This window comes from Paenibacillus sp. SER-28 (assembly GCF_052906305.1).
The window spans coordinates 143,474-169,255 of record NZ_JBRECM010000004.1 but is presented as its reverse complement, the minus strand read 5'-3'; the positions used below and the strand labels follow the sequence as shown (position 1 = coordinate 169,255).

Annotated in this window: 20 protein-coding genes and 2 pseudogenes; 15 read left to right on the top strand and 7 right to left on the bottom strand. The window is 46.1% G+C overall.

The features are described 5' to 3' along the window. Window positions 1-199: 199 nt before the first annotated feature. Window positions 200-1,216 (top strand): asparaginase, encoded by a 1,017-nt coding sequence (locus ACUYLD_RS13240; protein WP_029518796.1) that lies wholly within the window; start codon window positions 200-202, stop codon window positions 1,214-1,216. A gap of 47 nt (window positions 1,217-1,263) precedes the next feature. Here the strand turns inward: ACUYLD_RS13240 and ACUYLD_RS13235 are convergent. Continuing rightward, window positions 1,264-2,014, bottom strand: a pseudogene (locus tag ACUYLD_RS13235) (Gfo/Idh/MocA family protein). Window positions 2,015-2,182: 168 nt separating this feature from the next. On the opposite strand from ACUYLD_RS13235, the pseudogene ACUYLD_RS13230 reads away from it, so the two are divergent. After that, window positions 2,183-2,341 (top strand): annotated as a pseudogene (locus tag ACUYLD_RS13230) (helix-turn-helix transcriptional regulator); the annotation flags it as partial. 104 nt (window positions 2,342-2,445) lie between these two features. Here ACUYLD_RS13230 and ACUYLD_RS13225 read toward each other — a convergent pair. Next, the gene (locus ACUYLD_RS13225) at window positions 2,446-2,691 is read right to left on the bottom strand and encodes a DUF6953 family protein (RefSeq protein WP_013312611.1); all 246 of its coding nucleotides are present in this window, start codon (window positions 2,689-2,691) and stop codon (window positions 2,446-2,448) included. 213 nt (window positions 2,692-2,904) lie between these two features. On the opposite strand from ACUYLD_RS13225, the gene ACUYLD_RS13220 reads away from it, so the two are divergent. Further along, a complete protein-coding gene (locus tag ACUYLD_RS13220; protein WP_446675247.1) occupies window positions 2,905-4,305 on the top strand; it encodes a transcriptional regulator in 1,401 nt (466 codons plus the stop codon). 211 nt (window positions 4,306-4,516) lie between these two features. On the opposite strand, the gene ACUYLD_RS13215 is transcribed toward ACUYLD_RS13220, so the two are convergent. Next, window positions 4,517-6,253 (bottom strand): ABC transporter substrate-binding protein, encoded by a 1,737-nt coding sequence (locus ACUYLD_RS13215; protein ID WP_446675246.1) that lies wholly within the window; start codon window positions 6,251-6,253, stop codon window positions 4,517-4,519. Window positions 6,254-6,400: 147 nt separating this feature from the next. On the opposite strand from ACUYLD_RS13215, the gene ACUYLD_RS13210 reads away from it, so the two are divergent. From ACUYLD_RS13210 to ACUYLD_RS13195, 4 genes are all read left to right on the top strand, one after another. After that, window positions 6,401-7,987, top strand: a complete 1,587-nt coding sequence (locus ACUYLD_RS13210; RefSeq protein WP_446675245.1) for a DUF4153 domain-containing protein — start codon at window positions 6,401-6,403, stop codon at window positions 7,985-7,987. 13 nt (window positions 7,988-8,000) lie between these two features. Further along, on the top strand, window positions 8,001-8,567 hold the full coding sequence (locus ACUYLD_RS13205) for a hypothetical protein (protein WP_061829536.1): 567 nt from the start codon (window positions 8,001-8,003) through the stop codon (window positions 8,565-8,567). Between the two features lie 9 nt (window positions 8,568-8,576). Then, on the top strand, window positions 8,577-8,726 hold the full coding sequence (locus ACUYLD_RS13200; protein WP_172828237.1) for a hypothetical protein: 150 nt from the start codon (window positions 8,577-8,579) through the stop codon (window positions 8,724-8,726). Between the two features lie 161 nt (window positions 8,727-8,887). Continuing rightward, complete coding sequence (locus ACUYLD_RS13195; RefSeq protein ID WP_069012257.1) at window positions 8,888-9,325, top strand: hypothetical protein; 438 nt, start codon at window positions 8,888-8,890, stop codon at window positions 9,323-9,325. Window positions 9,326-9,398: 73 nt separating this feature from the next. On the opposite strand, the gene ACUYLD_RS13190 is transcribed toward ACUYLD_RS13195, so the two are convergent. After that, the gene (locus tag ACUYLD_RS13190) at window positions 9,399-10,514 is read right to left on the bottom strand and encodes a WG repeat-containing protein (protein ID WP_446675244.1); all 1,116 of its coding nucleotides are present in this window, start codon (window positions 10,512-10,514) and stop codon (window positions 9,399-9,401) included. Between the two features lie 194 nt (window positions 10,515-10,708). Further along, the gene (locus tag ACUYLD_RS13185) at window positions 10,709-11,332 is read right to left on the bottom strand and encodes an SAM-dependent methyltransferase (protein WP_446675243.1); all 624 of its coding nucleotides are present in this window, start codon (window positions 11,330-11,332) and stop codon (window positions 10,709-10,711) included. 414 nt (window positions 11,333-11,746) lie between these two features. On the opposite strand from ACUYLD_RS13185, the gene ACUYLD_RS13180 reads away from it, so the two are divergent. From ACUYLD_RS13180 to ACUYLD_RS13160, 5 genes are all read left to right on the top strand, one after another. After that, on the top strand, window positions 11,747-12,064 hold the full coding sequence (locus ACUYLD_RS13180; protein ID WP_013312603.1) for a PTS sugar transporter subunit IIB: 318 nt from the start codon (window positions 11,747-11,749) through the stop codon (window positions 12,062-12,064). Beyond that, window positions 12,057-12,389 carry a PTS lactose/cellobiose transporter subunit IIA gene (locus ACUYLD_RS13175; RefSeq protein WP_013312602.1) on the top strand — a complete coding sequence of 111 codons (333 nt, stop codon included), beginning with the start codon at window positions 12,057-12,059 and terminating at the stop codon, window positions 12,387-12,389. Before ACUYLD_RS13180 ends, ACUYLD_RS13175 begins: the two co-directional genes overlap by 8 nt. An 84-nt stretch (window positions 12,390-12,473) precedes the next feature. After that, on the top strand, window positions 12,474-13,802 hold the full coding sequence (gene celB / locus ACUYLD_RS13170) for a PTS cellobiose transporter subunit IIC (protein ID WP_039271894.1): 1,329 nt from the start codon (window positions 12,474-12,476) through the stop codon (window positions 13,800-13,802). A gap of 72 nt (window positions 13,803-13,874) precedes the next feature. Then, entirely contained in the window at window positions 13,875-15,284 is a 1,410-nt protein-coding gene (locus ACUYLD_RS13165) for a glycoside hydrolase family 1 protein (RefSeq protein ID WP_446675335.1), read from the top strand. A gap of 203 nt (window positions 15,285-15,487) precedes the next feature. Further along, on the top strand, window positions 15,488-16,198 hold the full coding sequence (locus ACUYLD_RS13160; RefSeq protein ID WP_039271892.1) for a GntR family transcriptional regulator: 711 nt from the start codon (window positions 15,488-15,490) through the stop codon (window positions 16,196-16,198). 95 nt (window positions 16,199-16,293) lie between these two features. Here the strand turns inward: ACUYLD_RS13160 and ACUYLD_RS13155 are convergent, their stop codons facing one another. After that, the gene (locus tag ACUYLD_RS13155; RefSeq protein WP_446675242.1) at window positions 16,294-17,835 is read right to left on the bottom strand and encodes a family 43 glycosylhydrolase; all 1,542 of its coding nucleotides are present in this window, start codon (window positions 17,833-17,835) and stop codon (window positions 16,294-16,296) included. 405 nt (window positions 17,836-18,240) lie between these two features. Between ACUYLD_RS13155 and hmpA the strand changes: the two genes are divergently transcribed. After that, the gene (hmpA, locus tag ACUYLD_RS13150) at window positions 18,241-19,470 is read left to right on the top strand and encodes an NO-inducible flavohemoprotein (protein ID WP_235306700.1); all 1,230 of its coding nucleotides are present in this window, start codon (window positions 18,241-18,243) and stop codon (window positions 19,468-19,470) included. Between the two features lie 112 nt (window positions 19,471-19,582). Here the strand turns inward: hmpA and serS are convergent, their stop codons facing one another. Continuing rightward, the gene (serS, locus tag ACUYLD_RS13145; protein WP_446675334.1) at window positions 19,583-20,872 is read right to left on the bottom strand and encodes a serine--tRNA ligase; all 1,290 of its coding nucleotides are present in this window, start codon (window positions 20,870-20,872) and stop codon (window positions 19,583-19,585) included. A gap of 591 nt (window positions 20,873-21,463) precedes the next feature. Here serS and ACUYLD_RS13140 point away from each other — a divergent pair. After that, window positions 21,464-24,016: a DUF2339 domain-containing protein gene (locus ACUYLD_RS13140; RefSeq protein ID WP_446675241.1), complete on the top strand. Its 2,553-nt coding sequence runs from the start codon at window positions 21,464-21,466 to the stop codon at window positions 24,014-24,016. A 162-nt stretch (window positions 24,017-24,178) separates the two neighbouring features. Then, window positions 24,179-25,528 (top strand): sodium-dependent transporter, encoded by a 1,350-nt coding sequence (locus tag ACUYLD_RS13135; protein WP_061829525.1) that lies wholly within the window; start codon window positions 24,179-24,181, stop codon window positions 25,526-25,528. Window positions 25,529-25,782 lie beyond the last annotated feature (254 nt).

Genomic DNA, 25,782 nt, shown 5'->3' with positions numbered 1-25,782 from the left:
CGCTGTAGAGTATTGCACCTATAGTAAAAGCACGTTAGACAAGTCGCAGGAGGAAGGAAAGCCCGCGCTTGTTTGTCGTGCTTTTTTTGGCCCCTCATATCCCAAATTCTTTTCCATTGCAAAGTAGCTTATCACACTTATTCATGATAAATTCTAAGAACAATACAGTGAAGATGTAATCGGGAAGGAACATTGGCATATGAAAAAGGTTTTGTTCATTAATACCGGAGGGACCATTTCTTCCTCCTATCAGGAAAACGGCCTGACACCGACCCAATCGGCTGAAAATATTTTGGCGGAAATTCCGGAGCTGAAGGAGATTTGCGAGATTGATGCCCATAATCTGATGAGCATTGATAGCACAAATACACAACCTGAGGATTGGGCTTCTATCGCCCGGATGGTACATCGTTCGCTCGATCAATACGACGGTATTGTCATTGCACACGGCACGGATACGATGGCTTATACGGCTTCAGCCTTGAGCTTCATGCTGGGAACCGTAGACAAACCCGTCGTCGTGACAGGTTCGCAGGTTTCCATTTTGGCGGAGCACAGCGATTCCAAAAAAAATGTAATCGACTCATTCCTGACCGCATGTGGCGAGGTGGCCGGGGTTTTTGTCGTGTTTAACGGCAAAATTATTAACGGCAGCCGCAGCTCGAAGATCAGAACACGCAGCTATAATGCTTTTGAGAGTATTAACTATCCGTATATCGGACTCGTGGAGAACGGTAAGGTGGTCTATACGGAGGGCGTATTTGCAAATCGCGGTACCGCTCGTCACCCATACAACGACGGGTATGCTTCGGAGGTATTCCTGCTCAGGCTGATTCCGGGTACGAATCCGGCGATTTTCGATGCCATTCAGGGCTTGGGCTATAAAGGTATCGTCATTGAGGGCTTTGGTATGGGTGGCGTTCCTTTTAAAGAAAGAAGCCTGATCAGCAAAATCGAGGAGCTGATGAAGGACGGTATGAGTATTGTCGTGACTACTCAATGTCCTTATGAGGGCGGGGATTTGACGATTTACGAAGTGGGACAAAAGGTACTGGAGAAGGGCGTTATTCCGGGGTATGACATGACAACGGAAGCGCTGGTGACGAAAATGATGTGGGCGTTGGGGCAGACGACCGACCCGGCAGGGGTAGCCAAGATTATGGCAACGAACTACGCGGACGAAGTTTCCTTGCCTGCGGATACAGCTTCCTTATAGGAAGCTGATTTCCGTAGATAAGAACAGGCATAAGAAAAAATACGGGGTTAACGCTGGGCTTGCCCCAGTCTGCCTTTAATCTCAACAGCCACTTTCAGCGCTTGTACAGCCGATTCCAGTGGAATCAGGCTTTCCGAATGTCCGCCAAAGCATTCAAGTGCATGATCCAAACTTTTTTCATATGGATTGGCAGATTCGAGGTTGATTTTTTGCTGTCCTGATGCGGTATACTCATATAATGCGGTAGGTATAAGATCGTTTTCGTCACTTTCATGAAATACCAGCTTGGCCTTTCATGAACTGAGTAGGAATGGAGCTTAGTCCAAGATCCCCCCACAGAGGAGGCGTTTCTCTTTTCAAAGATAAGGAGATGAGCTTCCCGTATTTCTGTTGGCGGTATGCCTCATACAGATAGGTATAGGCGGGATCAAACTTAATGAACTGGTTGACCAGAATCCTTTTGCCATATTGCTTCTCAGCTTGTTGCATAAGAAGAGCGTCTTCGAGATCAAAGCAAACCGGTGTTTCACAAAATACATGCTTACCGTGCTTCAGCGCATCCACGGCATAGGACCTATGCAGCTGGGAGGGCAGGCATAGATCGACGATATCCACGTCTGGGTCCAGCAGAATATCCTCTATATTTTGTGTGACTTCTACGTTTAGCTCCTCTTTCAGCTTTTGCAGCTTGGTTTCGTTCCTTCCAAATACCATGATTCTGTTTACTTTGGGATGGTTGTTTAACAGTGAGGCATGATACGCGCCGAATCCCGTCCCCAATATTCCAATATTCATCATCCATTACACCCCTTTACTTCTATGATACACACCTATTACTGCCAACAGGGTGTCAACAATCTTTGCATCATCTTTTCAAGGTTCGGGTTACCCATCTATTGTGGAGGTATGATTGTGAGACTGCATCGTTTAATCGCGATTTTATTATGTATCGAATCTAGAGGGAGAATGAAGGCCAAAGAATTGGCGTTGGCACTGGAAACCTCTGTACGCTCTATTTACAGGGACATCGATCTCCTGGCTGAAGCCGGCGTTCCGATTGTTACCGCATCCGGCCCGAAGGGCGGAATTTATTTAATGGAGGGTTATACGGCGAACTTGAAACAGCCTGTAACACTCCGACAGTTTGTGAAGGAAGAAATTAACCGACTCCAGAGGATATATGGATAAATGATTAAAAAAACACCTGCCTAGGGCAGATGCTTTGCTTGTTAAGTCCAGGCCCAGAGAAATCCGTCACGATCCCAGGCAATTCTGCCACCATGAAGCTTGCGGAATGCTTTTTTGATTTCTTTTTCCAGAGATACATGACCATGCTCGCTTATAAACACATACTGCTCTCCATACTCAGAGCGTACATATGCAATTGCATCTTCTTGTTTCAGGGTGCCCACTTCACGGATCTGCGCGACCATCCATTGTGCAATCTCTTGTTCTGTTGTAGGGGTGTTGTCCATTTGTCGTATCCTTTCCTGCGTACCGATTGGGTGTAGCTGTTCGGCTCACCTCCCCGTAGTATACGGCAATTCGGAGAATTATTGAATTTTTTGATATAAATTTACTTGAGCAGTTGGCTAAGTGGTCTTTCTTTTGTATAATTAAGGGAATATTCACGGGAATTTTCTTTTTTTGTATTGTAATCATGCAAGTAATCCCTGGGGGTGCCTGATTTGAAGGAAACAACCACAATTCGCGCAGAGCTGGAGCAGTACATCAGACGAGAAGGAATTACGATTAGTAAGTTTGGGGAGAACACAGGTATTAATGCAGGAACAATCAGTGCCATTATTAACGGTAATCGTCCGATTGCGATGCTGCTGTTGGATCGGATTGGTGCAGGCATGGGGCTTGAAGAAGGGAGCCTCTATGAGTTATACATTGATGAATTTATACGGAATACGGCACCGAATTGGCGACGGGTTCGTCCCTTTTTGCATCGCTGTGCAGAGCTGAACAAACTGGATTGTATTAAGCAAGTCGTGGAGTTTATGATGGACTATCTCATATACGCCCCAGCTTTGTTTGAGACAGCAGAAGAATTATTCAGTGAAGGTAAGCTTGAGGCTGCGGCAATTATTTATAAAAATGTTTCGGAAAGTGAGAAGTACCAACATTCAGAGCGTCTGGCGCTCTGCCAATATCGTTTATTTACGATTGCCGTTGGCGATGACCAGGACGGAAATTTATGGGCAGCCACACACTTCGAAAGCTTTGTGGACCGACTGGGTGAAGCAGACCAACTGGATGCCTTAAGAGACCTGGCTAATACCTATGCCTCCTTGCGGCGTTGGGATAAAGTAGAATGGTTTGCTGAAAAAATGGCTCAAAAAGCCAAGGTACAATACGAGCAAAAATACGGAAATACCAGAAGACCGGAGCGTGGCAAGGAACCTAAGGGTCCTTTGTTTATGTATATTGTATATTCTTACGTGCTGCGTGCCGGGGTGTGGGATGAGCGCGGGGATTATCATAAGGCACTGGAATTTGTATCCCTATACTCTGATTTGAGCTGGGTGCAAGAGGATACGGAAGAAGCTCGGCGTTTAAAGGCCCTTTGTAGCAACTGGGCTGAGGCCAACGGGTATTTATATCAGTTGATGTCAGGCAGCCTGGATGTGATTCCACAATATGTGGATTATTTGGAAAAAAACGAAGGCGAAATTCTGGTGGGGTTGCATAAAATTATGGTAGCGGCCAACCGTTATGATTTTAATGTAGATCATGTACTGTTGCACTTTGAAAAACAAATTGAGGCATTTGCAGATCAGCATGTCAAGGTAGGCACCTATACGGAGCAAATGTCAGCAGATCTTTATGCACGATTTTTGGCAGAGATGGCTTGTTATGATCTCAACAAACACCGTTATACCAAAGGCATGAAATTCTTGCTTGAGAGTCTTTCCTATTCTGTAGTGCTGAATGGTAATCCTGTCACCATTAAATGTGTAGGACTATTTGAAAAGTATCGGCATACTGCCACTTCTGAGGACAAAGAGGAATATAAAAACTTACTTGGAGAGGTAGAGTACATCCATGATAAAAAAGATCGTTTTTTCTCTGCTCGCATTTAATGTTTTTGTCCTATTGAATTTTTCACCCGTTACCCCCCCTATGGAAGATCCTAGCGACGTCCACAGTCATGGGTTGGGGGGATGGGCTTTTTCATCCCTTGAACCATCCGCTTAGAGGATCTAGAAAGCGGCATTCAAAAAGGTATTCTCTTATGAAGAAGAGGATACCTTTTTTTGATGTGAAGTGCATTTGAAGGAGCACTTTTTGCCGTCAAGATTGAGGAGTTGGAAGTTGAGCAGGCGGAAACCAGACATGACGCAGATCCACCCAGCCCTGACTGTTAAAAGATACGCCACGCACAGAAGGGAGATAGGCCGTCTGAACGGGCTTTTCATATAAAATATGCAGCTGGTGCTCATCCATGAGCCGAGTTTCGATATGTTCGAATTGCTGCGCCCTAACAGTATGATCGGCCTCCCGTGCAATTTCACGCAGCAGTCTTTCGATATCCACACGGCTATGAGGCTCCACATGCCCAGATACATTGAGATACAAGTCAAACAGGCGTAATTGCTCATCACGGTCACGAAAGAGAGAAAAGATGATTAAGTCTGACTCCATACGGATAGATGAGCTTTTGAATTCGTTCATAGATGCAGCCACGATGTTACAGGTATACCCACAGGATTCGAGCTGAGCCGCAACCCGGTCTGCGTCTGCTTTATACTCGGGAATGGTAGCAATTTGCAGCGCCGCCAGAGGTTCATAAGAATCGTTAGATGAATCCACTGCTGGAGGAAGGGAGCGATGATCGAGACATGCTACAATGCGGGCACGTATTTCTGGATTGCGTAGTGGTCCATCCTTATGTGTATTACATGTGATAAATTTGCGTACCGAAGCCGCCGAGTGAATCTGGCTCCATGCGGTATCCGTATCTCCCGCCGATACGGGATTATGGATAATGTGAAAAGAAGAAGTGGTGTCTTCCGTATCCGACGATTCCAGCTTAGTCGCCCATGGGAGTTGGACAATTTCCACTCGGTCCAGATGAGCCCGGCCTTGAAAATAAGGTGCGAAAGCCTCCAGTGTACACAGGCTTTCGTTCATTTCCGTGACTTTGAATGCCCCTGTACCGACAGGGCGGATGCCAAAGGCGGCTTCACCCACCTGATTAAGCTCACGCGGCACAATCGCAGCCCGGCTGGTACACAGGAAGGATAGAAACAGCTCGTTCGGCTCCTTTAGTACGAAGCGTACTATCGTTGGACTTAGCGCCTGGACGTGCTGAATTTGCCGGACGATAAAATGGTAAAGTCTCCTTCCCGGTGCCCGACTCAGTCGCTCAAAGGTATAGACGACGTCTTCAGCGGTCAGTATTTTTCCGTTATGAAACAGCACTTCTTTACGCAGGAAAAAGGTCCACTGTGTACGAGTGGTATCCACCTCCCAAGCGTGCGCCAATCCTGGCAAAATCTCGCCGCTTTCGTTCGCCCGGCGGGCCAGACCATCAAAGACGTGGCTGGATACGAAGGACTCGGCGAGCCAGTTCAAATACAACGGGTCCAGCGTATAGAGCTGCTGGCGAATAGGCAGACGCAGCGTGTCGATCTGCTGCTGATCACTGCGCACCTCTGCGTGATGCCCAAAATAATTCAGCAACCAGCCTTGCAAATGCTCCTGCATGGTGGAGGAGCGTGAATGAACTCGAATTTCATCCAGCGCGCGTTTGATATCATGGCGGTCTATGGCTTGCATCATGGATTGCACGGCAATGTCTTCCGGTTGAATGAGGAAGCGCAGACTGGAGCGACGACCTCTGCCTCGGCGGGGAGTCCATTGTATCCAGTCATGCTGCTCCATTTTCTGAATGATCATCAAGGCGTTGCGGTGAGTACAGTCAAAAATAGCCGCAAGCTCATCCAGCGTCGTCTCTATGGTATGGTTTTCGTCCTTGTTGTCAGCTGCGTGTGAGTGAAGCCGTAAAAATTGGGCATGGAGTTTCATTCAAGGTTGCTCCGTTTCCCCTATATTTGATTGAAAGCGTAGTCACTTTTATAAAATAGGAAATTTTGTTTGAATTAATTTCTCTTTATCTTCTTATTTTATCATCTACAATAAGGGTTATAAAGCATATTTGTGGAGGTATTTACCATGCATGACAAGATGAATGGAACGTCTTTGCCGAAAACGTCGTTTCTGTCCGCCTTTGCTGGCGCAATTGTGTTGGCGCTGGTTCATCAATATCTGTTTTACGGACATGGGCTGGGCGTGTCTATGCCAATTTTTGTTATTGGGTTTTACGCCTATATGTATGCCTTTAACCGAGATCGTTTCCAGTCCAGATCATGGATAGGGCGTTTGCTGTTTGTGATCATTTTCATGCTGGCATTGACATACGCGCTGTTCAATAATCCGGTCCTATACGTGTTAAATGCGCTGGCGATACCTGCTCTGATTAGCGTACATATGGTGCTGCTGTTCGGGGAGAAAAGGCATGGCTGGTCAGAACCCGGTATTATCGGTCAGGCGTTAAGCCATTGGTTTTATCAAAACTTTCATCATATCGTGACCCCCTTTCGGATGGTCAAGACAGTAGCCCTTCGAAATGTAAAGGATGAGCGTAAGCGTGTATTGGGAAAAGTGCTGATCGGTTTACTTATTGCCTTGCCGCTACTGTTCATTATTATATCTTTGCTGGCTTCGGCGGATGGGATGTTCGAAAAGTTGTTAGCTGGAGTACCCGAATGGATCGGAACGCTGTCCTTTGGGAATGGCATGCTGCGGCTGATCTGGACCTGCTTTTTCACCTTCTGTTTCTTCTGTTATTTGTGGGGATTTGTACAGCCTGCTCCGCGTAATACGCAGAGAGAGACCCAATCATGGCACGGGTTAAATGAGCGCACGAATGGCCAAACCACCGAGCATGATGGTCACTCTTCAGTGATGATTGACCGACCAACGGTGCCTTACCACGAGCCGGTCGCGATTAAATTTGACCCTGTCATTACCGCTACGGTGCTGATTGTCATGAATCTGGTGTATGTTGTGTTCGTCGTGTTGCAGTTTGGATATTTGTTTGGTGCATGGGAAGGTGCTCTGCCCGAAGGAACCTCGTATGCCGAATATGCGAGAAGAGGATTCGGGGAGCTGGTTATGGTAACAGGTATCAACTTTGTGCTGATGATCAGTGTATTGAAGTGGACTGAATTTGGCTCAGGTATAGTGCAAAAAATGAACAGTGGCCTGCTGTACATACTCGTGGGTTGTTCGGGTGTGATGCTGTATTCGGGATATACCCGGCTGGTTATGTACGAAGAAGCATACGGCTATACGTACACCCGCTATTTGGTACACGCGTTTATGATTTTTCTGGGCTTGCTACTGCTTATTGCAGCAATGCGCATTCATTTTCGTCAACTGCCGTTGGCGAAATATTATATTGTACTCGCTCTGGTCGCCTATGTCGTCGTGAACTATGTGGGCATTGATATACGGATTGCTGAAAATAATCTCGAACGGTATCGCACGACATCGGTGATAGATAAGGAATATTTGAGTGAGCTATCGGCAGACGCGATTCCGCTGCTGATTGACTTTAGTCGTAAGGAACATGGATCACTAGATGAGTTTTTACAAGCCCGTTTGACGAGCATGACGAGAGAAGAATCGGCTTGGCCTGAATTCAATTGGGCAAAGTATCGAGCGCAACGGGAATTGCACGACTATATTTTGGAATGAGAGGTGTTTGGGAATGATCGGAACAGAAACGGCACAGGGTATGGTACTGGAGCTACAGGATGAAATGTCACAGTATCAGCATCAGTTTGGTGTAAGACGGAACGATTTTCTCGTGGAGGCTATGTCTTACGGAATGAGTGAGGAGGAAGCTCGGTCTTATGCTATCCAGAGTATCGGTCCGGTCGTTCCCGTCGCCTATATGCCTACGTTGGCTCCCGGTAAAATCCGACCACTCAGTCCAATGCTGGCAGCGCGGTACCGATATGCGGGGGATTGGAAGGATATCGACGAGCATCTGCTCCTACCTGATGAAGTCCTGCGGATTGCAGGTACAGAGCAGTTCCGCAGCTGGATCAGCGATATGCGGAATTACTGGGTGGAATCGGCTCCATACCGATTCGGAGATGATCGTCTTTCGCTGCTATCGGTTGCGAGCGAGGAAGAGGGTCACTTTTCCATGCTCGTCTGGAAGGAGCCCGGTGAAGAGCCAGAAGTATGGACGTACGCTTCGCAGCATGAATACCGATTCAGCCATCTGCTCCATTGGTTCAAGTGGCTGAACGGGCGCAGTGAAGAATGAGAGGTACAGATGATGAAAAAGAATCGTAATTGGGTCGTGCTATTTATCGGCATCGCTCTGATGATGGGGGCAGCAGACTATTTAACACAAGCTAAGCCTACGACTACTCCTGAGCTTATCGTTCCAACCGTAATCAGTGAAGAAAGCCTTCAGTTATGAGAATGAGGTTAATTTTTTGTAGTATTACGTTGTTAAAGTAAGCCGGAAATCACCCTAATAGTTGAGAGGGAATTGAGGCCAACATCAATGAATGTGGAGCCATTCAGATGTTCAAGCGACTCCGTCGTTTCCTCTACAACTTATATTCAGGGGGAATTTCAATGGCTAGAAGTGCAAGTACTTACGCATCTGTAATTGACGGTTTTAAGGTAGAAACGAACAAAAAGTATTCGCCAGTAGGTGGAACGAAGTGTAATATTTTTGCACAAGATGTGATGTCTGCGATGTCGGCTTCCCTGCCAAGTGGCTTAGCCAATCAAATGGCTGATGCTTTACTGGGCAACAATGCGCCGGGATGGTACACTGTAACCTTTCAGGATGCTCAAAAAAGAGCAAATCTCGGGTATCCTACCATCGGAATCAAAAAAGCAGATGGGCATGGTCATGTGGTTGTTGTCAGACCGAAGGGTTCATCGATCACGATTTTGAAGGAGGTACAGGTTGCACAGGCGGGGACCAAAAATTACAACAGTAATACCATTAATTATTCGTGGGTGGCAGCAGATCTGCCTGGGGTAAAATTCTACACACACGACTAATTGTATACAAGATATTGAAAATCTAATGACCCCGGAAGCAGATCCACTCGATCTGCCTCCGGGGTCGTCTTTTTTATTTTGAAACGGAATGTTTAGATATAATAAACGCTTTGCCTGGTTTGATAAAAGCAACAGCATAGCCATTGGAGAAGGAAGAAGATTCGGATCTGTACTCAAGTTTAGTTAGCAGTTGCCCTTGACGATTGATGTAACCGAATTTGCCGTCTGAGACGGATGATTGTGTTTGTTTACCGACTAAAGCTAAGCCTTCTTTGAACGGAGAGGTAACATCATATTTTTGTTGATATTTAATGACCAGCGTTCCGTTTTTATCAATAAATCCGACTTCGTTTTTTGCATTTTTCACACTCGCCAGGCCTTCACTAAAATCCTGGGCATCCGTAAATTTAAAGGGAATCGCGACTTTTCCCTGTTTGTTGATGAATCCCCATTTTCCCTTAGTATTTTGCACCGGGGCCAATCCTTCCGAGAAGTCTCCACCGGATTTATATTGAGGAGGAATAACTTCTTTTCCTGCTGTATTGATATATCCGTATAGCCCTTTGCTATTCTGAACAATAGCCAAGCCATCCGAGAAACCACGACTGTATTTATATTTATAAGGAATTGCTAGTTGACCAGAGGCATTCACAAAACCGATCTTGCCAGTGTTGGGGGCGTAGGCAAGAGCCAGATCGTCCGTAAATATATATTCTGAATCCCCATTTTCTTTAAAATGAGAAATGATTTTTCCCGTTCGATCTATAATTGCATTTTCTTTGGTGTCTGCTATGGTAACCTTGGCTTTTCCTTCGGAAAAGAAATTGGCTTCGGTATATTGGCAAGGGATGACCAGTGTCCCTTTGGTGTTAATGTATCCATAGAGATTTGTTTTTGTATTTTTGACTACGGCTCGCTGCTCATGAAAATCACCAATGGGTTTAAGCTCGGCGGGAAGTGAGAAAGCTTTCTCTCCTTTGGTATTGTAATACACGAGGTTTCCAGCAGATGTTTCAGCAGCCAATAAGCCATCATGAAAAGCACCATCGCTCAGCGGGCGAGCAACGTTGTAATCCAGAGCAGTTTTAGAAACTTCAATGGTTGTTGTGCCGGATGCGGCCCAGCCTGTTCCCATAACGGAGAGGCTAGTAACCAGAATCAATGCAGCTAATCCTAACTTTTTTAACATGCATAAGCTCCTTTGTGAGTTGTTTTTTTAACTTCGGGCTTCGAAAAATCTTACCTTCATACGTAAGGTATTCCATAATATAGACGATAAAAATGTAGGAATGTTTCATAATATTCTAAATTTTTCTAATTTTCATCTCAATAACCAGAGAGGGAGCAAGCTAATCGCTTGCTCCCTCTACACCTAAACCTGCCCTATATCTTTCGTATGCTTAACAGAGAGTTGCCGTTACGCATAAACTCATACGGAACCTTGGCCTCTGTCACCCGTAAGCCTTCTGCCTCCAGCTCAAGAATCAAACGATCTAGCAGATCGTAACGAGTTCCCGTTAAATCGGTCAGAGGAAAAATGCGGACTTCCTCTGAAGCCACTCGCAGCAGTTCGTGTACCGTATTCTTATGAAACTCATAGTCGAGTCGATCACTATACATAAACAGAAAATGGGCAGACAGCACGATATTAAACTGTTCATCTTCAAAGGGAAGCTCCGGCAGTACCGCAGCAACGTAGCGTTCTGGATGCTTCCTCATATCCTGCGTGCAATCCTGGAGTGCTTGATGGCGCTGCTCGCTAAGCCCTTGCACATCTCCATAACAGCTCCAAACATAATTATCTTTTGCACGTTCTAGCGTTTCCATTGCATGCTCAATATCCAATAGGCCTTTGCGTTTCAGATCATCAATCTTGTGATCGTAGGCGATATCACTTGCGGTGATATCCAGCGAGGCTTTGGTGCCCAGAGCGGTGAAGGAACATGCTCCCGCAGGACAGTCCAAAATCTTTTTGCCTACAAGTTCAGAAATGTGCAAATTGAACATTTGGACGTACTCCTCAAACGTGCGGCCGATGAACACGACCCGGTCTAACTCTTGCTTGGTTTTACTTTGACTCTTCTCTTCTCATCTCTACTCATCTCTTCTCACCTCAGCTATTCTTTGGCTACGGAGGAGCAACCAAGTTTACTCCGTAAGCTCATGTTAACATTTTACAGAATCGAATAACATATCATTTGGCAGAACCTCTTATTGTGAAAATCGATTCTATTGAGAGATTAAAGATAAGAGATCACGTTCATTTTCAAGAAAAAAAGTGAAGAAACAGTGTCATTTTAAAAAAAAGTCTATACATATATATTAAATGTATAGACAAATCAAAAAACTGGATTTATAATTACGCTGTAAACGTTTTCTAGTAGTTAACATCCAATCAGACCTTGAAGGGAAGGAACAATCATGAAGAAAATTTTGCTGGCGTGCAGCTCAGGTATGTCTACAAGTTTGCTGGTTACTAAGATGCAGGATTATGCTAAGTCCATCGGAGACGAGGCTGAAATTTGGGCAGTAGGTCAAGATCAGGCGGCAGAAGACATGGCTAAGGCTGACGCAGTATTGATTGGCCCGCAAATGAGTTTTCTTAAAGGACAGCTGGAAAAGGAAGCAGCCCAATATGGTATTCATGTAGAAGTGATTGACATGATGGCCTACGGGATGGTTGACGGTAAGAAAGCCTATGAGCAAGCAGTGAAGCTGGTGGAACGCAAAAATGGATAAAGTCAATATAGCCGAACTGACGGAAGAGCAAATTAGTTTCCAACTTATTCTTCATAGTGGAAGCGCTCGCAGTAAAGTGATTCAGGCGCTGACCGAATACCGAAATGAGAATGTAGAGGGTGCGGACGAACTGCTCAAACAAGCCAAGCAGGATTTACGTGCTGCGCATGATATCCATTTTCAAATGGTTAAGAAGGAAGCGGGAGGTACCCAAACCCCTTTCTCGCTCCTTCTAATGCATGCCGAGGATCATCTGATGTCCACGGTTACCATGAAGGATCTGGTTCTAGAATTGCTGGAGCTGTTCAAATCCAGAAATTTATAACGGAACATGTAAGTTTGTGAAATTTGGGACATGAAAAGCTTGCAACCCTATTGATGCAAGTCACTTCGCGGGGAGGAATAGGCTTTGTTTGAGAAATTAAGCCGGATACTGATACCTATTGCCGGTAAACTGAACAACAACCGCTATCTTACTGTACTGCGTGATGCATTTATGTTGTCATTTCCATTAACAGTTTTTGGCTCCATCATTGTCGTTATTATCAATCTGCCGTTTCTAAAAGATTGGATGGGCGACGGTAATTATGCGACTTTTAACAGTCTGCTGAACATTGCGCCGAGTGCCACCCTGAACATCATGACCTTATTCGTGGTTGTCGGGATCGGCTATTATTTATCCCGAAGTTATAAGGTCGAGCCCATATTCGGTGGCATGATCGCGTTGGTCAGCTTCTTGATGCTCACCCCGTTTGTGCTGACACAAGAAAGCGGTGCCACGATTGCTGGTGTCATTCCGTTGGATCGGATTGGGGCCAAAGGCATGTTCCTTGGCATGATCGTTGCTTTTATAGCTGCTGAAATTTACCGAAGAGTGACACAGCGGAACATTGTTATCAAAATGCCTCCAGGCGTTCCGCCAGCCGTTGCCAAATCGTTTGCCGCTTTGCTTCCGGCGTGTATCACATTGGGCATATTTTTGATCATTAATGTTGTAGTTACACTGACTCTTCATAATAACCTGCATGATCTGATTTATCATGCTGTACAGGCACCTCTGGTGCACTTGGGCAGTGGTATTATACCTACATTAATTGCTATTTTCTTTGTTCAGCTTTTATGGTTCTTTGGGCTTCATGGTCAGATTATTATCAACTCAGTCATGGAACCGATCTGGAATACGCTGGCACTTGAAAACTACGAAGCGTACTCCAAAGGAGCGGAACTGCCGCATATTATCACCAAGCAGTTTGTTGATATTTATACCGTAGGTATCGGTGGTACAGGTATGACACTGGCCGTAGTGCTCACGATTCTGATCTTCCTGAAGAGTAAGCAATTGAAGCAGGTCAGTAAGCTGGCCCTTGGACCGGGTCTGTTTAATGTCAACGAGCCCGTCATATTCGGTTTGCCGGTTGTGATGAATCCGCTTATTTTTGTCCCATGGGTCATTGCTCCAATGATCGTTACGCTGATTACTTACTTCGCCATGTCTACTGGGATTGTACCGCCGCCAAACGGAATACAGGTTCCTTGGACGATGCCGTTGTTCTTTAGTGGAATGATGGCTACGGGATCTCTGATGGGAGGCGTACTGCAGTTGTTTAATATGGCTGTCGTCTTTGTCATCTGGTTCCCGTTCCTAAAAATTATTGATCGGATGAACGTTCGTAAAGAGCAGGAAGAGGAGCTTAACCAAACAGCCATTGCAGGTAAGGATCAAACTGTTGGAATGTAATGTGAATAAGCTGCTAGATTAGCAACTTATTCATGCAAAAGAGAGAGGAGTAGAGCTGTGAATCATACCGAAATGAAAGATATAGAGCAGCAAACCATTCAATACCGTTTTCCATCCGACTTCTGGTGGGGCTCATCGGCCTCGGCTACCCAGACAGAAGGAACCGTGGAGGGAGACGGCAAAGGACCGAACATTTGGGATTATTGGTTTGAGCAGGAGCCGAACCGTTTTTATGACGGCGTTGGACCTGGCGAAACGTCCCGTTTCTATACCCGTTATAAAGAAGATATTGCACTCATGAAAGAGCTTGGTCACAACTCCTTCCGGTTCTCTATTTCCTGGTCGCGTCTGTTTCCGGCAGGGAGAGGTAAATTGAACCAGCAGGCAGTTCAATTCTATAATGCCGTAATTGAAGAGTTGCATCAGGCGGGTATTGAGCCGTTTGTGAACTTGTACCATTTTGATTTGCCGATGGCTTTACAGGAAAAAGGAGGCTGGGTGAACCGGGAGACGGTCGAAGCTTACGTGGATTACGCTAACACTTGCTTTGAGCTATTCGGGGATCGTGTAGCCAAATGGTTTACGCATAACGAGCCGATTGTCCCGGTGGAAGGCGGCTATCTATACGATTTCCACTATCCGAATGAAGTGGATTTCGGTAAAGCCGTACAGGTGGGATATCATACCTTGTTATCGAGCGCGAGTGTCATTAAGGCTTACAGAGAGGGCGGTTATAAGGGCAAAATCGGAATTATTTTGAACCTGACGCCGACTTATCCGCGTAGTCAGCATCCGGCAGACGTGCAGGCTGCTGAAATATGCGATGCGTTCTTTAACCGTTCCTTTTTAGACCCATCTGTGACGGGAGAATTCAATCCTTTGCTCGTGGAGCTGTTACGCCAAGAGGGATATGTACCAAGCATGGAAGACGGAGATCGGGAGATTATACGCCAGGGCACTGTGGACCTACTGGGTATTAACTATTATCAGCCCCGCAGAGTCAAGGCTCGTGAAAGTCTGCCGAACCTGGATGCTCCTTTTGTGCCGGAACGTTTCTTCGATTATTACGTCATGCCTGGCCGCAAGATGAATGAGATGCGGGGCTGGGAGATTTATGAGAAAGGCATTTACGACATCCTGACCAATGTCAGAGAAAATTATGGCAACATTGAATGCTTCATTTCAGAAAACGGAATGGGCGTTCAAGGTGAAGAAAAGTTCAGAGATGAACAGGGCATGATCCGCGATGACTATCGCATTGATTTTATCCGTGAGCATCTCAAGTGGGTTCAACGGGCCATCTCAGAGGGCTCCAATGTAAAGGGCTATCACTTATGGACGTTTATGGACAACTGGTCCTGGACGAATGCTTATAAGAATCGCTATGGTTTTGTGTCTGTCGATCTTCAGAACGGTGGCAAGAGATCCGTTAAACAGAGTGGGCACTGGTTCAAACAGGTGATCGAGAATAACGGATTCTAAGGTGGTCCTCTGGACCGCCTTTTTTTCTTCATCATCGTCATAGAACTGTGCTGTACGCCGCTGGTGAGAAAGTATAATGTTCGGTATACTTACTTATACCGTGATACCTTAACGTCCCGCCTGCAGAACAAAAAGAACCAGCGCTACCGATGTTTTTGGTAAAATGCTGACATAAAACAAATTTTAGTACAGGTGGTAGACCAATGAACAAATACGAACGGATTGCACAAGAGGTCAAGAAGCGTATTATAGACAAGACCTATAGCAGTGATGATCCGATTCCCGATGAAATTTCACTGGCCAGTGAGTTCCGGGTAAGTCGGATGACGATTAAGAGGGCATTGGATACGTTGGTGTCGGAAGGGCTGTTGAATCGTAAAAGAGGACACGGAACCTTTATCGTCAAATCGATCTACAATGGCCCGGTTAATGTCGTTGTGAATGAAATGCTGGGGCTGACAAACGTACTGCGCGGGAAAGAAATCAAAAGTAAAATCATAGCCTTTGACGTTCAATTTCCATCTGAAGAGGTAGCGGCGCATCTATTTATTGATGCCAATTCTCCTGTGTATCGTGTAGTCCGTCTGCGTATTGTAGAGGGCGAACCGTATGTGATAGAGCGCACATACATGCCTACGAAGCTGATCAGCGGTATTACCGAGCAGGTGTTGCACGGCTCAGTGTACAAACATATTAAGGAGGAGCTGGGCCTTAATATTGTCAGTTCACATCGCACCATCCGCGCGTCCAAGTCGACCGAGCTAGATTGGGAGTATTTGGATTGTGGTGCGGATGATCCGGTTTTAGAAATTGAGCAGGTAGGTTATCTGGATACGGGTATACCGTTTGAATACTCATTCTCACGGCATCGGTATGATAAATTTGTGTTTACCACAGTAAATCGGGTACGTTGAGCGAATGAGTACGAAACAGGTGGTAAAGCAAACATGGCAGAAGAAGCCTATCTAATATGGGATTCTCCTGCCATGTTCTTTTTTAATGAAGCAAGTTAATTGCCAAGCAATCTTACTTCATGCACCGTCGGGGTATACCAGTTGTTTGGATTATTAAATAACACCGCATTTACAAGATTGATTCGTACGTAACGGGCCTGAAAACTAACTTTGTCACTGGTAAAACCATACGTGGTATTACCTGTGCGGTCAATCGTGGAGTAGTTAACTCCATCCGTGCTGTATTCAATTTTATATTTGTAATACGCTTCAGATCCTTTGTACATAAACCATGAAATATCCACTTCGCTGATGGTCTTGGTACTGCCCAAATCGACCTGCCACCAAGCGGGCCAGGATGCGGAAGTAGCTTTCCACGAGGTTTGGGCGTTGCCATCGTTCGCCAGTGAAGCTGGAGAACTGGATGCGGCTGAGCTCGCAGTCGCCGTTTTGCCCTGTGCGTGATTCACAAGGGACGGTAGGATTACTGTGCCTGTCGCAGCATCCAGATCCCAGCTACTGTACCAGTTCAGGGTTGCTGTTTTGTTGGAGTCATTCAGAGTTAGTGGCAACCAGATGAATTTGTGGTCGCTCAGATTGAGCGGATTCCAGCGGTCGCCCATATAGATGTAGCTGGTTCCTGCGCTACCCGTAATCGTGGCGATGGAATGGATTTGCGAGCCGTAAGCTGCCGGGTCACCGAAGGGCGACAGAGCAGACCAGCTTCCAGTCATGGAACTGGCGGTTGCGTAAGCGCCCTGATTCGGATACCAGCCGGAAGCCTGCGAGGTGAACAGGTAGTAGGTATTGTTCTTTTTCACAACAGCAGGAGCTTCGCGATAGCCATTTCCAAAAATCCAGCCAACGAACGACTGCACGCCTGTATAATCGGCTGTCAGCTTGAAGATCGCCATCGTATCGTTGGCGCCGCCATTTTTACGGGAAGCTGTAATAAGGTAGCCGCTACCGTCAGTATCCGTGAACACCGTCATATCCCGAGACTCGTAATTCAGCGGGCGGAAGCTGCCTTGGTAGGCAAAATTTCCGTCGGGTGTATCGCTGGTAGCGACGGCTACACGACCGAGTGAGTAGTCCGTGCCATTTTCATAGTGCGCCCATAGTACATATTTTCCGGTGGTTTTGTTGTAGATGACTTTGGGACGCTCAATTTTGCTCGAATTCAGCTCAGGGGCGGAATCTTTGGTGAGAATACTGCTGCGGAAGGACCAATTTTTCAAATCGGTTGAGGTATATACGTTCACTTTTTCAAATTTCCAGTTTTCGGCGTGCTCGCCGTACCAATAATAAGTAGAACCTACTTTTAGAATATTACCGCTGTTCGCCTGAATCGGGTTACCTGCGGTGTCTTTCCAATCCATTCCGTTCGTAATGGCTGTGCTTGCTGTTGCGCTCAGGGATAGTTCAGCATTGGCGACGTCCAAACCATTCAGCGCTTGGTTCACCTCGGTCCCGTAGGTTGCTTGCGTAACGCCTGTTGTATGGGCATGTGCTGTATCGGGTTGAAGACCCGCACTGGCCACTGCGAATAGGATACAAATCCATGCGGCTAACCATTTGCTGCTGTTGATCCACTTCACGATATCATCTGCCTCCTTTAACACGGATAGGATGGGTCGGAATGGCTTGTCCGGCACCTCATCTTCGATTTTATCCTAATTGGAAGCGTTTACAAGTGGAATAAATTGAAGTCTTTAGCATGGTGAAACTGTTGTTACGAGAAAGGAAAAATCTGATTACTGCATACAAAATAGGTATATAGATATTTGAAACTTTGGGGAAAGCTCGTCAGTTATGTGGGAAGTGTGTTTTAATTGTGCGTTTTGTCATTGACACGTTCATATTATTTCAAATTTAAAGTGACTGGAATCACATAAACGGTTACTTTATGTGGGTATACTGGGTTTTAAATTGAGGATTAACAAATGGGACATATGTTGAAATACCCTTTGTTATCTTATTTTGGAGAGAAGAGGGATACAAAGATGCTAAGTGAGCAAACCATTGCAACGATCAAATCGACTGTACCTGTTTTGGAGGTACACGGAACTACAATCACCAAGCGTTTTTACCAGATGATGTTTGAGGCCCATCCCGAGCTTCTCAATATATTCAATCACGCGAATCAGAAGCAAGGACGTCAACAGGGAGCGCTGGCCAATGCTGTATATGCGGCTGCACAGCACATTGACCGCCTGGAGGAAATTATTCCGGTGGTACGCCAGATTGCACATAAGCATCGCAGTTTGGGAATTAAGCCCGAGCATTATCCTATCGTCGGAAAATATCTGCTCGCTGCGATCAAGGACGTACTGGGGGATGCTGCTACAGACGAGATCATTGCCGCATGGGCCGAAGCCTACGGTGTGATCGCTAACGTATTTATAGACATGGAAGCTGAAATGTACAAGGAGGCTGGACAGCAGCAGGGAGGCTGGTCAGACTTTAAGAGCTTTGTTGTGCAGAAAAAGGTTAAGGAAAGCGACCAAATTACGTCCTTTTATCTGGTGCCACAGGATGGACAAGTGTTGCCTGAATTCGAGCCTGGACAATATATCAGCTTAAAGATGGAAATTCCGGGCGAGCACAATACCCACATTCGTCAATACAGTCTTTCGGATGCACCGGGCCAATCTCACTACCGGATATCTGTAAAGCGTGAGGATGCTGTAGAGTCCCGCCCGGCAGGTAAAGTATCCGTGTATCTGCATGAGCAGGTGCAAGAGGGCGATGTGCTTCAAGTATCTGCACCGGCGGGTGATTTTACGCTGGATCGGACAGATCGCAGACCTGTCGTGCTGATCAGCGGCGGGGTCGGGCTAACCCCGATGGTTAGTATGCTGGCTTCCTTAGTGAAATCTGCTCCGCATCGGCCTATCACTTTTGTCCACGCAGCAGTCAATGGGGATAACCATGCTTTGCGTAATGAGGTAGAAAAGCTGGTCGCCACACATGCACAGGCTGCAGTTCGCTGGTGTTACAGCAGACCAACGGAGCAGGATCGGCTGGCACAGGCTTTTCACAAGGAAGGCCGTTTGGATCTGGCCTGGTTACAATCCGTGATACCGGATCGGAACGCCCAATATTATTTTTGCGGCCCTGAGGGATTCATGCAATCGGTATACGGCCTGTTGAAGGAGTGGAATATCCCTACTTCGGATATCCACTATGAATTCTTTGGTCCTGCCAGCGCATGGGAAGCAGAAGCACAATGACACAATGAAACATCAAAAAAGACGAAGGATATTTATCCTTCGTCTTTTTTGCGATGATTACGATCGAAAATCCTGCTCATTGGGTACTACTTTTCAAAATGCGCTCCTGTTTTCATAACAAGGGAGTACGCAAAAATTCCATACCTCGCGGCATATATGGGCGTAAAGCCTCCGGAATACGGATCGAACCGTCCTCTTGCTGGTGATGCTCCAGCAACGGAATCAGAATCCGGGGTGAAGCGACCGCTGTGTTGTTGAGCGTGTAACAATATTTCAATTTGCCGTCCGCATTGCGGTACCGGATGTTGGAACGACGTGCCTGGAAATCAAGCAGCTGGGACGACGAATGTGTCTCGCCGTAAGCTTGGCGGCTGGGCATCCATGTCTCGATGTCCACCTGCTTGTAGGTTTTTTGCGCCATGTCGCCTGTACAGACAGCCATCTTGCGATAAGGCAGCTCCAGCTGTTGAAGCAAGTCTTCCGCATTGCGCGTAATTTCTTGAAACATCTGTTCCGAAGCGTCCAGGCTAGCTTCGCAGATGACGACCTGCTCAACCTTGGCAAACTGGTGCACACGATACAGTCCGTGCACATCCCTTCCGGCCGAGCCGACCTCATTGCGGAAGCATACGGACACGGCTGCCAGCCGTATCGGGTCCGTAACATCCACGATCTCACCGCTGTAATACGAGACCAGTGGCACTTCCGAAGTGCCTACAAGCCACTGATCCTCTCCTGTGATGCGGTACGTCTGATCCAGTCCGAGCGGGAAGAAACCAGTGCTGCGCATCGCCTCTGCACGTACCATCAGTGGAACATCCAGCAACTGGAATCCGCGTGCAGTCAGCAGATCGACCGCAAGCTGCTGCACAGCCCGATGCAATGCAACCCCTGCTCCCGTCAGATAGTAGTTACGGGTACCGGCTGTTTTGACACCCCGAGGGACGTCGATAAGCTTGTGAAGCTCACCGAGCGCCATATGATCCTTTGGTTCAAATCCGAAGTTCGGAACCGACCCGACCCGCTCCAGTTCTACATTATCGTCATCCGATCTTCCCCGTGGCGTATCTGGCGATACGATATTAGGCATCAGAAGCAAAAGCTGTTGAAACTGTTCCTCTACTTCCTGTTGCGGGGCTTCCAGAAGATCTAGCCGTTCGTTAATTTCTTTGACCTGCCGCTTTGCCCCTTCTGCCTGTTCACCCTTGCCGGCATGGATTAGCGCGCCAATATCCTGACTACACTGATTACGCTTCTGTCGAAGCTGTTCCACTTCCTGAAGTAGCTGTTTTCTCTGATCATCCAGGGTCAACAGCTCCACGACCGATACCTGTATTCCTTTGCCGTCTGCTGCCGTCTGAACTTGCTCTTGATGCTCTCTGATCCATTTGATATCCAACATGACACCGCACTCCTTTTCGGATAAAAATACAAAAAGCGCCCTCATCCACATGGGACGAGGAGCGCTTTGATCTCGCGGTGCCACCCAAATTGACCGGACAGCATGACTGATGTCATGACTCTCCAATCCACTTTGCTCCGCTGTAACGGGCGGGTCCGGTTTACTTAGGTACATATCGCCATATCCTACGCTAACGTATGGTCCTTGGCGTAAACGCCTCCGAGTTGGATGCTCTTCACAGGCATAATATCGTTTGCTTTTTTGTTAGTATACGGATTTTCGGCAGGGTAATCAAGGGCATGAGTCTGCACATTGGATTAATTCCTTTTTACATTGTGATCTTTCCAATAAAAATAAATACACAGCGTAGACTCTGCAACACATCCATGCGGATTTCATGTTTGCGAAGGGAAAAGGTAGGCTTTATTTCATATGTATATCCATTCTACTTCATCTGCGATCATGAAACTGGAAGAATATTTAAGTAAAAGCCCCAATTTACCGTCTAAAATGGGCTATAGTCTCTATAATGACTTTTTAATTTCATGTAAAATGTAATGATTACCAAAATGGACAGCAATGGAGGAGAACATGGAGGATTTTAAAGATCGTTTACATACGATCCGCCAAGAACAGAACAAGCTGCTCAAGGAGTATCAAACATTAATCGCGGACTATGAAGCCTCAGATATCATTTTGGAGAATGAGGTTCTGCGAAAAAAGTTCGGGGATTATCAGGCTCGCTGCATTCACTTGGAAGAGCGAGTACGACATATTGAGCAGGAAAATGGAAAGCTGCGCACTGCGCTGACGGAGCAAATGCTGAGTGAAAAGGCGAATATGATTCGCATTTCACGTGAAAAGCTGGAGACCTATTTTGCTTCCAGAACCGCAGAAGGGAAAAATCGGCTGACATCCTTTGAATATGGGGCTAAAAACCGGGTGGACCAGCTTATTCAGCAAACTACGCATGAGCTTAAAGAAGATCAGGACGAGATCGTCGCCAGATTACGATTGTTCTCAGAGGAGATTCGTGACCGGATCATGGAACAACGCGAGCGGTTTCAGGAGGCCGAGCGCCAATTGCTTCATCAGACGGCAAGCGAGTTTCAGCAACTCGGAGAAGAAGAGATCAGCGAGGAAACGATGCAGAAGCGCATGAAGCAAAATCAGTTTGAAATGAAGCTAGGCTTGAACTGGATCAACAAGCTGGGGATTTTGCTCATTATATTGGGTGTGGGAGCCGCTTTTAAATACTCATATTCGAACTGGTTTACAGGAAATATGAAAGGTGTGGCCTTCTTTCTGCTAGGAGCGCTGATGCTGGGAGGCGGCGAATGGCTGTACCGCAAGCAGAAGCAGACCTTTGCGCTCGGTATTTTAGGCGGCGGTATTTCTGTACTGTACGGATCGATTTTTTACAGCTACTTTTTGTTAGAAATCATAGGAATGTATACAGGCATAGGCTTGTCCGTACTCGTTACGGTGACCGCTGTGCTACTGTCATTAAGGTATGAATCCCGAACGATATGCTCTTTCGGTTTAGTAGGGGGGTATCTTCCGCTCTTTTCTTATATGGTAGCCAACGGGCTGGAAGGGAACGCCGTGTATATCGCCATGGGCTATTTGTTCCTGTTAAACCTGCTGATTCTGCTTGTATCCTTCCGCAAACGGTGGGTCGTCGTGCAATATATCAGCTTTCTGCTTAATACGCCCTTGATGATTGTGCTGGCGTGGTTATCGGAAAGCACCGTAGCGAGCATGCTGTATGCAGTCATTACATTTGCGATGTACCTCGGGATGACACTGTGGGTGCCGTTCCGTTTAAAAACAAAACTGTCATGGCTGGATTTCTCCCTATTAGCTCTGAATACAGTCGTGAGCTGTTCCGTTCTGTATTCTCTATTCGGCGATGCAGGCCTGGATGATTATAAAGGCTTGCTGGCTCTGGTCTTTTGCTTGGTGTACGGAGGTCTGGGACAATGGGTCCGTCGATATATTCCAGAGGAGAAACAAACCAAAATATTATTTTATGCGACTTCTTTGACCTTTGCCATCCTCATGATTCCGTTCCAGTTTGGAGTTAGATGGTTATCTATGGGGTGGTTGATCGAAGCAGTTCTCCTTACATTATATGGACATCGTTACCGGTTGAAGGAATTGGAACGAGCTGGCTGGGGCATTTTATTACTGTGTCTGGGCGCATTCTTTTTCGTCGATTTCCCTATATATCTGTTGTCAGGATTTGAGACAGACTATTTTGGACTCAAATATACGCTCATTACACTGGGAATGTTGATCGTTACCGTCTTCTATGCGATTGAATTTAGCCGTCCGAATGCTTTCAAAAACAATCGGTTGTACGAAATGCATATCATGCAAGGATTTAAATATGTAGCTTTGGTGAACGTATATTTCTACCTTTTGTATGAAGCAGGGCATTGGTATAACATCGTCTTATCCGACGAGTTTGCTCATTACACCTTGTACAAAGTATTGTTGTATACCTGCGTATCGCTGGTGTTGGCTTATTTCCTGCCTAAGGTGAGGTTGCTGTATGATCGGGTGATTAAATACTACAGCTTGGCGTTGTACGTCATAGGCTACGCGCTGGCACTGGTGGTCACCGTAACGGTTCCGACCTTGCATGAAAATTATGCGCAAAATACGGCTGCTGATTATGTGGCATTGGTGGTACTCGCAGCCTTTAATGTGCTGGTATTCTTCAGCAGCAGGGATTTCCTAAACGCACTGATGACCCGACATTATAGAAGTAATGAGTTGTATCCGGTCATTATGGGTGTATATTTGCTGGGCATCATAACGGCCTTTCTCGGAGTTCAGTTCCGCCTGGGGGATGCAGGTCTTGTGTTCAGTCTGGTGTATTTGCTACTGGCCATTTTGTATATTGTATACGGCTTCCTCAAGCGAGTGGTCTACATTCGCAGATTTGGATTGGGCTTGACCTTGCTGTCGACAGGTAAGCTGCTGTTGTATGATCTACATCTGTTAACGACTGGAAGCACCATTGTAGCCTACTTCTCTTTTGGTGTTGTACTGTTGGCGATTTCGTATATTTATCAAAAAGTATCTAATCGCATGGGAGAGACCATAATAAAGAAGGATGTTGAAGAAAATATGTAGTTTTCTGTTGTATTTTGTAGATACCGAACATTATGAAAATAAATCCGGTAATAGTGAAAAATTATGCATGACCTTACATCCTACTTACGCTATAATGAGTAAAAATTATTTATGTACGCATGCTCATGTTTATGCGTAAGTAGAGAGAATGAGGGGGATATAATGAATTTGAGCAAGGGGCAGAATAGCCTGTCTGATAAAAATGAACGCTTCTCGTCTGCTGGATTTATATTGGCGGCGATCGGCAGTGCGGCAGGACTGGGTAATATTTGGAAATTTCCGTATATTACAGGACAATATGGTGGAGCTGCATTTTTCTTATTGTTTATTGTCTGCCTGTTGCTTGTTGGTTTGCCTGTACTTTTAGCGGAGCTTGCGCTTGGTCGTGCAGGTCGAGGAAGTGCTGCTTCTGCAATGGTAAAAGTAGGCGGTCATCCGATTTGGGGCAAGATGAGCATCATGTTTGTTATCGTGCCGTTTGTTATCTTGTCGTTCTATGCCATTGTAGGGGGCTGGACACTGCATTATGCCGTTGAGGCATTTAGCGGAAATCTGTTTTCGAATAATGATTTTGCTGGACAGTTCGCTTCTTTTTCCTCCGGCTATGCGCCGTTGGTTTGGCTGTTAGTTGTTTTTGCATTTACAGCAGTCGTGGTAACTCTTGGGGTATCGAACGGGATTGAAAAGTTCAATAAAATTTTGATTCCTGCCAAGGTCATCCTGTTGCTCGTGTTGATGATTAACGCTCTTATGCTGCCAGGCTCTGGTGCGGGCGTATCCTTCTTTCTGAATCCCGACTTCTCTAAGCTAAGTATAGAGTCTGCATTGGTTGCTTTGGGACATGCCTTCTTCTCACTCTCACTGGGGATGGGAATTATGATCACGTACGGTGCATACGTAGATCGCCGTCAATCGCTGGGTGGAGCCATGCTGGCCGTTGGTGGCGGAGATTTAATCTATGCGTTTATCGCAGGTATGATTATTTTCCCTACAACCTTCTCCTTCGGAATTAATCCGGCTCAAGGACCATCGCTGGTTTTCATTGCTTTACCGGCTGCTTTCTCGGCAATGCCTTTTGGTGCATTCTTCGGCGGTTTGTTCTTCGTACTGCTGGCGGTTGCTGCATTAGGTTCTATGGTATCCTTGCTGGAAGTTCCAGTAGCCTATGTCATGGAGCGTATGCGTTGGAGCCGGGTTCGCTCCGTTCTCGTCGTATCGGTCCTGTGCTTGATGCTGGGCGTCCCTTCTGCATTGTCCATGGGGCTGGTGCCTGAACTAAAAGTAGGGGATAAATCATTCTTTGATTTCGTAGACTTTACCGCATCCAACATCTTCTTACCGTTAGGCGGTTTGTTGATTGTTATATTCACAGGTTATTACTGGAAGACTGCGGCTGAGCATGCGAACATCAAACCCTTCTGGTTCAACGTATGGTTATTCGGTCTTCGGTATGTTGCACCGATCCTGATGTTGTTGGTCTTCCTTCATACCTCAGGTATCATCAAATTTTAAGAGAATAGAATATTAATAAAAAGGCATTTTCTCCCTAAGGGAAGAGATGCCTTTTTTTGTATATCTATCAGTGGTTACCTAACTGTGGAAAGGAATGATATAATAAAAACATTGTCATTAATTTTAACTTCATTGAAATCATTACGATTATGAAGTTTTATATAATGAATGAAAAGGCTACAGGGCATCGCAGACGATGTGCAGGAGAGGGAAAGGGCAGAAGAGCATTGAAACAGACAGGGAGCTTGAATTTG

What these genes read in the sequence shown, in the direction of transcription:
- ACUYLD_RS13240 (WP_029518796.1), top strand. Translation starts at nt 200, where the DNA reads ATGAAAAAGGTTTTGTTCATTAATACCGGAGGGACCATTTCTTCCTCC.
- ACUYLD_RS13225 (WP_013312611.1), bottom strand. Translation starts at nt 2,691, where the DNA reads ATGGACAACACCCCTACAACAGAACAAGAGATTGCACAATGGATGGTC.
- ACUYLD_RS13215 (WP_446675246.1), bottom strand. Translation starts at nt 6,253, where the DNA reads ATGAAACTCCATGCCCAATTTTTACGGCTTCACTCACACGCAGCTGAC.
- ACUYLD_RS13210 (WP_446675245.1), top strand. Translation starts at nt 6,401, where the DNA reads ATGCATGACAAGATGAATGGAACGTCTTTGCCGAAAACGTCGTTTCTG.
- ACUYLD_RS13205 (WP_061829536.1), top strand. Translation starts at nt 8,001, where the DNA reads ATGATCGGAACAGAAACGGCACAGGGTATGGTACTGGAGCTACAGGAT.
- ACUYLD_RS13200 (WP_172828237.1), top strand. Translation starts at nt 8,577, where the DNA reads ATGATGAAAAAGAATCGTAATTGGGTCGTGCTATTTATCGGCATCGCT.
- ACUYLD_RS13195 (WP_069012257.1), top strand. Translation starts at nt 8,888, where the DNA reads ATGGCTAGAAGTGCAAGTACTTACGCATCTGTAATTGACGGTTTTAAG.
- ACUYLD_RS13190 (WP_446675244.1), bottom strand. Translation starts at nt 10,514, where the DNA reads ATGTTAAAAAAGTTAGGATTAGCTGCATTGATTCTGGTTACTAGCCTC.
- ACUYLD_RS13185 (WP_446675243.1), bottom strand. Translation starts at nt 11,332, where the DNA reads ATGTTCAATTTGCACATTTCTGAACTTGTAGGCAAAAAGATTTTGGAC.
- ACUYLD_RS13180 (WP_013312603.1), top strand. Translation starts at nt 11,747, where the DNA reads ATGAAGAAAATTTTGCTGGCGTGCAGCTCAGGTATGTCTACAAGTTTG.
- ACUYLD_RS13175 (WP_013312602.1), top strand. Translation starts at nt 12,057, where the DNA reads ATGGATAAAGTCAATATAGCCGAACTGACGGAAGAGCAAATTAGTTTC.
- ACUYLD_RS13165 (WP_446675335.1), top strand. Translation starts at nt 13,875, where the DNA reads ATGAAAGATATAGAGCAGCAAACCATTCAATACCGTTTTCCATCCGAC.
- ACUYLD_RS13160 (WP_039271892.1), top strand. Translation starts at nt 15,488, where the DNA reads ATGAACAAATACGAACGGATTGCACAAGAGGTCAAGAAGCGTATTATA.
- hmpA (WP_235306700.1), top strand. Translation starts at nt 18,241, where the DNA reads ATGCTAAGTGAGCAAACCATTGCAACGATCAAATCGACTGTACCTGTT.
- serS (WP_446675334.1), bottom strand. Translation starts at nt 20,872, where the DNA reads ATGTTGGATATCAAATGGATCAGAGAGCATCAAGAGCAAGTTCAGACG.
- ACUYLD_RS13140 (WP_446675241.1), top strand. Translation starts at nt 21,464, where the DNA reads ATGGAGGATTTTAAAGATCGTTTACATACGATCCGCCAAGAACAGAAC.
- ACUYLD_RS13135 (WP_061829525.1), top strand. Translation starts at nt 24,179, where the DNA reads ATGAATTTGAGCAAGGGGCAGAATAGCCTGTCTGATAAAAATGAACGC.